Below are 9095 nucleotides of genomic sequence, written 5' to 3'. Positions count from 1 at the left end.
GGAACCGTGCTGCCGGTGGCTGCCGCCCCGCCCGGCGCCGTCGTCGGCTTCCCCGAGCCGCCGGCCGCGGAGCCCGCCGAGGTGACCGAACTGCGGTTCGTCCCGGGACCGCGCGCCGAATGGTTTACCGAGGCGGCCCTCGCCGAATTCGGCAGGCAGCTGTGGACCGTCACGCCGCAGTCCAACCGGATCGGCCTGCGGTTGGACGGAACCCCCCTGACCCGCGCCCGGACCGGGGAGCTGAACAGCGAGGGCACTGTCACCGGCGCCATCCAGGTCCCGCCCTCGGGCCTGCCCATCCTTTTCCTGGCAGACCATCCGGTCACCGGCGGCTATCCGGTGGCCGGGGTGGTGCTCTCGGCGGACTTGGACAAGGCGGCCCAACTGGCCCCCGGCGCCATGATCCGGTTCGTCCCCTGCCCCGATGCCGCCCCTGTTCCACCGCAGTAATTGCGGACCCAGAAGAAACCTAAGGAACCATGCAGAAAGTCCTCATTGCCAACCGCGGCGAGATTGCCGTGCGGATCGCCCGCGGCTGCGACGACGCCGGGCTGGAATCCGTGGCCGTCTACGCCGACGTCGACGCCGATGCCCCGCACGTTTCAGCCGCCGGGGAGGCCTACGCCCTGACAGGCAACAGCCCGGCCGACACCTACCTTAACGCTGCCAAGCTGCTGGACATCGCGCGGCGCTCCGGGGCCGATGCGATCCATCCCGGCTACGGCTTCCTGTCCGAAAACGCCGATTTCGCCCAGGCCGTACTCGATGCGGGCCTGACCTGGGTCGGGCCGTCCCCGGCAGCCATCCGGCTGCTGGGCAACAAGGTCACGGCCCGCGGGATCGCCGTCGCGGCCGGAGCCCCGCTGGTGGCCGGCAGCGACGGACCGGTGGCCTCCGCGGCCGAGATCCGGGCCTTCGCCGAACAGCACGGACTGCCGGTAGCCATCAAGGCCGCGTTCGGCGGCGGCGGGCGGGGACTGAAGGTGGTCCGGGAGCTGGACGCCATCGAGGAGGCCTTCGACTCGGCGGTGCGCGAGTCCAGGACGGCCTTCGGCCGGGACGAATGCTTCGTGGAACGCTTCCTGGACCGGCCCCGGCACGTGGAGGCCCAGATCCTTGCCGACTCCTACGGCAATGTCATTGTGGTCGGCACCCGGGACTGTTCGCTGCAGCGCCGCCACCAGAAGCTCGTCGAGGAAGCCCCCGCGCCGTTCCTGACCCAGGAGCAGCGCCGGCAGATCCACGCCTCGGCCAAGGCCATCTGCCGCGAGGCCGGTTACACCGGCGCCGGAACGGTGGAATACCTGGTGGCCGCGGACGGGACCGTATCGTTCCTGGAGGTCAACACCCGCCTGCAGGTGGAGCATCCCATCACCGAGGAAACCTCCGGCATCGACCTGGTGCAGGCCCAGCTGGCCATTGCCGCCGGGGAACCACTCGCGCTGACCGGGGATCCCGAACCGCACGGGCATTCATTCGAATTCCGGATCAATGCCGAGGACCCGGCCCGCGGGTTCCTGCCCTCCCCCGGCACCATCGGCCGCTTTGCCGTGCCCACCGGTCCCGGCATCCGGGTGGACACCGGCGTCCGCGCCGGCAGCATGGTGCCCGGCCAGTTCGATTCCCTGCTGGCCAAGCTCGTCGTCACCGGCGCGGACCGGCCGCAGGCCCTGCGCCGGGCCCGGCGGGCGCTCGCCGAGTTCGAGATCACCGGTGTAGCTACCGTACTGCCGTTCCACCGCGCCGTCGTCGACGATCCGGCCTTCGCCGGCACCGCGGGCCTTGGGGTGTACACGGGATGGATCGAGGCCGAGTTCACCGGCACGCTGACGGACAGTCCCGAGTTCTCCGCTGTGGCGCCGGAAGGCCGGCGCCGCACCATCACCGTTGAGGTGGACGGCCGCCGGCTGGCCGTCGGCCTGCCGGCGGAGCTGCTCGCCGCTTTGGCCTCCAATTCCCCGGCGGCCGAACCCGGCCCGTCTGATGCTGCGCCGAAAGAAAGCGGCGATCCCGGCGGACTGGCCTCCACCATGGCCGGGTCGGTGGTCAAGTGGCTGGTTGAACCGGGCCAGGCGGTCGAGAAAGGCGATCCCGTGCTGGTGCTCGAAGCCATGAAGATGGAAACCACTGTGATGGCGCATCGTGCCGGAATCCTTGGCGAACATTTGGTCGGCCGTGGAGCGCTCGTGGCAGTCGGCACACTCTTGACGTTGATCAATACGGCAGGCTGAAACCGGTTGCGCGGCCGCGGCCGGCACGCCAGACTGTCCGGTGAGGACCGTCCACCGCCATAGCATGTCCTCGTTCGGCGGATCACGCGGTTCCACAGCAGGCCAGGTTGCGGAAATGCCTGACCCGATACCTGCAGACAGGCTCGCGAAAGGACCCGGGCATGGATGAAACCAATCCGCTGGAAGACTCGGCGGAACGTCCCAATACGCAGCGCCAGCTGGCCATCTTCGAAGTCGCCCGGCGCGCCCGCGGCAGGACGATGCCCGAAATCAAGCGGATGCTGCTCAAGGCCTTCTCCCGGCGCCGGCTGCCCGGCCCGCAGGAAACCTGGCTGGATGCCGTGGCGTCGGAAGCTTCCTACGGCCAGCCGTACATTGTGGACCTGCCCGCCGCCGAGGCCGCGGCCCGGTCCCTGGAGGATCCCGGTCCGCAGCCCGGCGGAACCACCGGCACCGGCCGTCCCCGTGCCCGGCGGCGCGCCGCCCCGGACCGGAACGAAGGCCTTGCCGCGGTCCGTGCGATCGTGGCCGGGGCCATTGCGCTGACCGCGGCCGCGGCGGTGGTGATGATCATCCGTGCGGGCCGGCGGCCAGGCCCATGAACATGGTGCGGTGCAGGATGTCCACGTGCCGGCGGGACACCTCCACCGCCGCGGTCACATTCCCGGCCTGCAGCGCTGCCACCAGCGCAATATGGTCCCGGTTGGACTTGCGCAGCAGCCCGATCGGATACGGGATGAAGTACGCGTAGAGCTCGGCCAGGGTCTCGTTGTAGGCCTCCAGGGCGCTGCCCAGCCCGGAGGCGGCGGCGACCAGCCGGTGGAACCGCTCGTCGGCCTGGTGGTAGTCGGACCAGTTGGCCGCGGCGGCCATCTCGGCGGTGAGCCGTTCGAGCTCCTCCAGCTGTTCGGCGGTCGCGTTGACCGCGGCGTAATGCGTGACCGCGCATTCGAACAGCAGCCGGCGGTCCACCAGCCGGTGCACCTGCTGCGATTCCGCCGGCGAGGCGGTGAGTTCCCGGAGCACCTCCCGGGGCGGCTCGTCCGCCACGAAGGTCCCGCCGCCGCGGCCGCGCCGTCGCACCACCACCCCCTGCTCGGCCAGGCTGGCCAGCGCGCGCCGGGCGGTGATCGGGCTGACGGACAGCCCCAGGGCAACTTCCTGCTGGTCCGGCAGCCGCTCCCCCGGCTTGAGCAGCCCCAGCGAAATGGCCATGCCGATGCGCAGCCGCACGGCGTCGATGGCGCTGCGGCGGTCGAAGCCGGACAGTGCCGCGGCGCCGATGGCCGAGGGCGCGGCGCTGTCGGCGAGGTCAGAGGTCATACCCGCCACTTTACGGGCCACGGGAACCCCCTTCCATAATTGGTTCATTATGATCTAATATGGCACAGGCCACATCCCACCGTCCGAAGAAAAGCTTGGAGAGATCCCGTGCACCGCATCCTTCCCCTGGTCGCCGCCCAGGCCCCGCCGCGGCTGATCGGCGAGCCGCTGGCGGCCTTCGCCGCCGAGGTCGCAGCCGCCGTCGAACAGCGGCCGGACGCCAGGCTGGTGGTCTTCCCGGAACTGCACCTGTTCGGCGACGGCAACCCGGACCGCCAGCGCACCGAGGCCCTGCAGGAGGCCGCCGAACCCCTGGACGGACCGCGGGTCAAAGGGCTGTGCGAGCTGGCCGGGGACTTAGGCCTCTGGCTCGTGCCCGGCAGCGTCTGCGAGCGCGGCCCCCAGGGCCAGCTGTTCAACACCGAACTGGTGCTCTCCCCGCAGGGCCGGCTCGCCGGCTGCTACCGCAAAATCTTCCCGTGGCGCCCGCACGAGCCCTACGACCCGGGCGACCGCTTCACCACGGTGGACCTGGAGGACATCGGCAGGGTGGGCCTGAACATCTGCTACGACGCCTGGTTCCCCGAGGTGGCCCGCCAGCTGGCCTGGATGGGTGCCGAGGTCATCCTCAACGTCGTCAAGACCACCACCCCGGACCGGCGGCAGGAACTGGTTCTGGCGAAGGCCAACGCGATCGTGAACCAGGTGTTCATGGTCAGCGTGAACTGCGCCGGCCCCACCGGGCAGGGCCGCAGCCTGATCGTGGACCCCGAGGGCAACACCATCGCCGAGGCCCCCGACGACGCGCCGGCGCTGCTGGCGGCGGAACTGGACCTGGCCGCCGTCGAACGCGTCCGCACGCACGGCACCGAAAACGTCAACCGCCCGTGGTCCCAGTTCCACGACGGCGAAACCCCCATCGATCTGCCCATCTACCAGGGCCGGATGGACCCGGCCACCTGGACCCCGCAGTCCGCGAACCCGAAGGAACCACGGTGACGACCCAACCCACCCTCACCCGCACGCTGAAGCTGCCCTCGCTGGTCCTGTTCGGGCTGGCCTACCTGACCCCGCTGATCGTGCTGGGAATCTTCGGCGTGATCGCCGAGGCCACCGGCGGCGCCTCGCCGTCGGCCTACCTGGTGGCCCTGGTCGCCATGCTGTTCACCGCGCACAGCTATGGCCGGATGGCCGTCACCTACCCGGTTGCCGGCTCCGCCTACACCTACGTGCGCCGTTCCATCGATCCGCGCGTGGGCTTCCTGGTGGGCTGGGCGATCCTGCTGGACTACCTGTTCCTGCCGATGGTGATCTGGCTGATCGGCGGTTCCTACCTCACGGCGCAGTTTCCGTCCGTGCCGATCGGGGCCTGGATCATCGGCTTCATCCTGGTCACCACGATGCTGAACATCCTGGGCATCAAGGTCGCGGACAAGGCCAACTACCTGCTGATGGCCTTCCAGCTGCTGGTGATCGTGTTCTTCGTGGCGTTGTCCATCGGGCACGTGGTCTCCGCCGCCGGGGCGGGCGGGCTGGCCAGCACGGAGCCGTTCTTCAACGACACCTCCAGCTTCGGCACCATCACCGCCGGCGCGGCCATCGCCGCGTACTCCTTCCTGGGTTTCGACGCCGTTACCACGCTGACCGAGGAGACCATCGAGCCGCGCAGGAACATGCCGCGGGCCATCATGCTCATCGCCCTGATCGGCGGCGGCATTTTCATCGCGGTCTCCTACGTGACCCAGCTGGTGCATCCGGGCGGGGTGTTCGAGGATTCTGCCTCGGCGGCCAGTGCCATTGCGCTGCAGATCGGCGGGCGGCTCTTCGGCGCCGTCTTCCTGGCCGGCCTGGTGGTGGCCCAGTTCGCCTCCGGCCTGGCCGCGCAGGCCAGCGCCTCCCGGCTGCTGTACGCGATGGGCCGGGACGCGGTGCTGCCCAAGTCCGTGTTCGGGCGACTGAACGCCAAGTTCCACACCCCGGTGGTGAACCTGGTGCTCACCGGTGCGGTGGGCCTGATCGCCCTGTTCCTGGACGTGGCCACCTCCACCTCCTTCATCAACTTCGGCGCCTTCACGGCCTTTACCCTGGTGAACGTATCCGTGATCTTCCACTTCGTGCGCGAACGCCGTGCCGGCCGGCGGCTGAACCCGGTCAGCAACGTGGCGGTGCCTGTGGTCGGTGCGGTGGTCTGCGCCTACCTGCTCTCCCGGCTGGACAGCCATGCGATCACGCTGGGCCTGTCCTGGCTGGTGCTGGGCATCGTGGTGCTGACCGTGATCACCCGGGGCTTCAAGGTGGCCCCGCCGGAGATGGCCGCCACCGAGAAGGCCGCGGTCTAGAAGGAGTCTCGCGTGCGGATTGCGCTGGGCCAGCTGGAATCGGGGACCGACATCGCGGCCAACCTCGCGGCCATGGACCGCTTCGCCGCCGACGCGTCCGGCGCCGGGGCCCGGCTCGTGGCCTTCCCGGAGTACGCCAGCTACGAGAAGAAGGTGGTGGACGCGTCCTTCCCGGCCGTGGCCGAGCCGCTGGACGGACCGGTGTGCACGGCGCTGGCCGGCATGGGCCGGCGGCACGGCATCGCGGTGGTGGCCGGCGTCGTCGAAGCCGCCGGCGAGCCCGGCCGGGCGTACAACACGCTGGTGGCGTTCGGGCCCGACGGCGGCCGGCTGGCCGCCTACCGCAAGATCCACCTGTTCGACGCGCAGGGCTTGGGGGAATCGCAGTTCATTGCCCCCTCGCCCTCGACGGCGCCGGTGGTGTTCGGGTTCGAGGGCGTGGGCTTCGGGCTGCTGACCTGCTACGACCTGCGCTTCCCCGAACTGGCCCGGGCGCTCTCCGACGCCGGGGCCGAGGTGCTGCTGGCCTGTTCCTCCTGGGTGCCGGGCGAGCACAAGCTGCGGCAGTGGCTGTCGCTGACCGCCGCCCGGGCGATCGAGAACGGCGTCTACGTGGCCGGAGTGTGCCAGGCTCCGCCCATCTCGGTCGGGCACAGCGTGCTGGTGGACCCGATGGGCGCTCCCTGCACCGAACTGGGGACGCAGCCGGCCGTGGCCGTCGTGGAGGTCTCCGCGGACGAGGTGGCCGCGGTCCGGGACCGCTTCCCGGTGCACCGGCAGCGGCGGCTGGGAGAGCGGCTGGGAGATTGGGGCGCTCCCACAGTGTCGGCTTCGCCGCCACGCCGGGACCCTCGCGCCCCACTCTAGGGGCGCTCCCACAGTGTCGGCTTCGCCGCCACGCCGGGACCCTCGCGCCCCACTCTAGGGGCGCTCCCACAGTGTCGGCTTCGCCGCCACGCCGGGACCCTCGCGCCCCACTCTAGGGGCGCTCCCCAAGGTTCGGGCCGAGGGCTCCCGCAGTGAGCTTGCGAACTGCGGGACGACCCCGACCGGCCGGCTTCGCCGCCCGCTCACGGCCTGCCCCGCACACTCCGCGCACGGGAACTCCTGGCCGTTCTCTGGCGGGACCCTCGCGCCCCACTCCAGGGGCGCCGGCTCCTTCCCGCTACGATGACGGAAGCCGCACGAGCAGGGCCGCTGCCGGGTCCTTCATTGCAGAATTGCAGAAAGGAAACGTTGATGACCGCGACACATTACGTTGAGAGGGACTATGCCGCCATGCCGTGGAAAAACGGCCGTGGAACGACGACCGAGCTGGCCCGGGATACCGCGGACCAGGATTATGGCTGGCGGCTCTCGATCGCCGACATCGCCGAAGACGGGGAATTTTCCGCCTTCACCGGAATGCAGCGGGTCATCACGGTCCTGGAGGGTGCCGGAATGCGCCTGAGCGTCGATGGAGTGCCCAGCGGGGACCTTCGACCGTTCGAGGCCTACGCTTTCGACGGCGGCAGCCGGACCAGCTGCGCCCTGCTCGACGGGCCCGTCCGTGACTTCAACCTGATTTACCGCCCGGACCGGTTCTCGGCGCGGTTCGAATGGCTGGCCTTTCCGGGATCCCGCCGGTTCATCACTACCGCAGCCACCGTGCTGGTCTATTGCTCGGGGCGCCGGGCCGTCATTGGCACGCCGGAAGGCGGCCAGGCGCAGCTGGGCAATCATGAACTGCTGCGCCTGGACAACACCTCCGGTACGGCGGACATCTCGATCCAGGCTCCGCAGGAAGGCCGCTGCGCCGTCGTCGAACTCTGGCGCTACTGAGCACCGGGGCGCTGGCCGGCCAGTGCCGGCAGGCTAGGAGGGGCCCGCGTCCTGGCTGAGGATGATCTCCAGCAGCCGGGCGACGGCAGGGCTGGCGTTGGATTCGTTCCAGGCCAGGTCCAGGTCCGCACGGTTCAGGTCCGCCAGGCCCGCCGGGCCGACGAGTTCCTCGAACACCACCCCCGGCGGGGCAAAGGCCATCGCCGAGGCGGGGACCAGCGTCACCCCCAGCCCGGCCGCGACGAAGGCGAGCAGGGCCGGCACCTGGCTGGCGAACTGGGTGACGTTCGCCCGCGCCCCGGCACTGTCGTAGAGTCGCATCACCAGGTCGTGGAAGTACCGTGCCTCGGCGGTCGAGTACATCATCAGGGGCAGCCCGTCCAGTTCCTTGAGCATGACGCCCCGTCCGGTGGCCAGGTCATGCCCGTCCGGCAGCGCGGCTACCAGCCGGTCCTCCATCAGCGGCCGGGACACCACGCCCGGGCGCGCCACGATGGGCCGCAGCAGGCCGATATCGATGCTGCCCTTGCTCAGCCCGTCCAGCTGGTCGGTCGAGACGGCCTCGCGCAGGACCAGGGACACCCCGGGCAGCTGCTCGCCGGCCAGCCGGAGGATGCCCGGCAGCGCGCTCTGCCCGGCGATGGCGGTGTAGCCGATCGTGATCGAGCCGGCGTCGCCGCTGGAGACCCGCCGGACGTCCAGTTCGGTCCGGGTGCACAGGTCCAGGATCCGGCGGGCGCTGGGCAGCAGGGTCCGCCCGGCTGCGGTCAGCTCGACCTTCCGGCTGCTGCGTTCGAAGAGCGTGGCCCCCAGTTCCCGTTCCAGCAGCTGGATCTGGCGGCTGAGCGGCGGCTGGGTCATGTTCAGGCGCGCGGCGGCCGCCCCGAAGTGCAGCTCCTCGGCCACGGCCACGAAGGACTCCAGCTGGATCAGTGAAAACATCGATTCACTCCTTGCATGATTTCGTGCACATCTTAGCTTGGACAGGCATCAATCCGGGTGCCTAGCGTGGAAACATCTCCGGCCGGACCGCGGCCGGCCCAGGAAAGGACTTGAATGCCGGCCAACGACGCAGTTCCGCAGCAGCAGCCTCTGGACCAGCAGCCGCCGGGGGCGCCGGCAGCCGCCGGCGCACCACTGAGGGTGGCGGTGACGGACCCGATCATCAGCCGGTTTGCCGGCCGGCTGACCCAGGGGCTGGAAAACCATGAGTGGCTCTTCGCGGCCGGCGCCGCCCCGGAGGACAGGCTCGCTGCCGTCGCCGGCGCCGATGTGGTGGTCTGTTCGCATCTGTCCAGGGACGAGGCCGAGGCCGCCGTCCGCGCGCGGCTGGTCCAGGTCACCGGCGCCAGCCTGGACCGGGTGGCCGTGGGCGCGCTGC

Annotated in this window: 8 protein-coding genes and 2 pseudogenes; 8 read left to right on the top strand and 2 right to left on the bottom strand. The window is 70.4% G+C overall.

The features are described from left to right. From ACFQ36_RS17815 to ACFQ36_RS17805, 3 genes and pseudogenes are all read left to right on the top strand, one after another. Nucleotides 1-450, top strand: a pseudogene (locus ACFQ36_RS17815) (urea amidolyase); the annotation flags it as partial. Between the two features lie 29 nt (nt 451-479). After that, nucleotides 480-2231: an acetyl/propionyl/methylcrotonyl-CoA carboxylase subunit alpha gene (locus ACFQ36_RS17810; protein WP_377016032.1), complete on the top strand. Its 1752-nt coding sequence runs from the start codon at nt 480-482 to the stop codon at nt 2229-2231. Nucleotides 2232-2392: 161 nt separating this feature from the next. Further along, a complete protein-coding gene (locus ACFQ36_RS17805) occupies nt 2393-2833 on the top strand; it encodes a hypothetical protein (RefSeq protein ID WP_377016030.1) in 441 nt (146 codons plus the stop codon). Here ACFQ36_RS17805 and ACFQ36_RS17800 read toward each other — a convergent pair. Further along, nucleotides 2802-3554: a FadR/GntR family transcriptional regulator gene (locus tag ACFQ36_RS17800; protein WP_377016028.1), complete on the bottom strand. Its 753-nt coding sequence runs from the start codon at nt 3552-3554 to the stop codon at nt 2802-2804. The genes ACFQ36_RS17805 and ACFQ36_RS17800 overlap by 32 nt on opposite strands. A 108-nt stretch (nt 3555-3662) precedes the next feature. Between ACFQ36_RS17800 and ACFQ36_RS17795 the strand changes: the two genes are divergently transcribed. From ACFQ36_RS17795 to ACFQ36_RS17780, 4 genes are all read left to right on the top strand, one after another. Further along, nucleotides 3663-4553, top strand: a complete 891-nt coding sequence (locus tag ACFQ36_RS17795) for a carbon-nitrogen hydrolase family protein (RefSeq protein WP_377016026.1) — start codon at nt 3663-3665, stop codon at nt 4551-4553. Continuing rightward, a complete protein-coding gene (locus ACFQ36_RS17790) occupies nt 4550-5893 on the top strand; it encodes an APC family permease (protein WP_377016024.1) in 1344 nt (447 codons plus the stop codon). The genes ACFQ36_RS17795 and ACFQ36_RS17790 overlap by 4 nt, the downstream gene beginning before the upstream one ends. Before the next feature lie 12 nt (nt 5894-5905). Further along, a complete protein-coding gene (locus ACFQ36_RS17785; RefSeq protein ID WP_377016022.1) occupies nt 5906-6760 on the top strand; it encodes a carbon-nitrogen hydrolase family protein in 855 nt (284 codons plus the stop codon). A 372-nt stretch (nt 6761-7132) separates the two neighbouring features. After that, complete coding sequence (locus ACFQ36_RS17780) at nt 7133-7714, top strand: HutD family protein (protein WP_377016020.1); 582 nt, start codon at nt 7133-7135, stop codon at nt 7712-7714. A 33-nt stretch (nt 7715-7747) separates the two neighbouring features. On the opposite strand, the gene ACFQ36_RS17775 is transcribed toward ACFQ36_RS17780, so the two are convergent. Then, nucleotides 7748-8656, bottom strand: a complete 909-nt coding sequence (locus ACFQ36_RS17775; protein ID WP_377016018.1) for a LysR family transcriptional regulator — start codon at nt 8654-8656, stop codon at nt 7748-7750. A gap of 114 nt (nt 8657-8770) precedes the next feature. Between ACFQ36_RS17775 and ACFQ36_RS17770 the strand changes: the two are divergent. Continuing rightward, nucleotides 8771-9095: pseudogene (locus ACFQ36_RS17770) on the top strand (hypothetical protein); the annotation flags it as partial.

This window comes from Arthrobacter sp. GCM10027362, from assembly GCF_042679445.1.
GTDB lineage: Bacteria > Actinomycetota > Actinomycetes > Actinomycetales > Micrococcaceae > Crystallibacter.
The sequence above is the reverse complement of the archived record's forward strand: the minus strand, read 5'-3'. Positions and strand labels throughout refer to the sequence as shown.

Bases quoted from the DNA above. Each gene is read 5' to 3' on its own strand.
- ACFQ36_RS17800 (WP_377016028.1), bottom strand. From the start codon at position 3,554: ATGACCTCTGACCTCGCCGACAGCGCCGCGCCCTCGGCCATCGGCGCC.
- ACFQ36_RS17805 (WP_377016030.1), top strand. From the start codon at position 2,393: ATGGATGAAACCAATCCGCTGGAAGACTCGGCGGAACGTCCCAATACG.
- ACFQ36_RS17775 (WP_377016018.1), bottom strand. From the start codon at position 8,656: ATGTTTTCACTGATCCAGCTGGAGTCCTTCGTGGCCGTGGCCGAGGAG.
- ACFQ36_RS17780 (WP_377016020.1), top strand. From the start codon at position 7,133: ATGACCGCGACACATTACGTTGAGAGGGACTATGCCGCCATGCCGTGG.
- ACFQ36_RS17810 (WP_377016032.1), top strand. From the start codon at position 480: ATGCAGAAAGTCCTCATTGCCAACCGCGGCGAGATTGCCGTGCGGATC.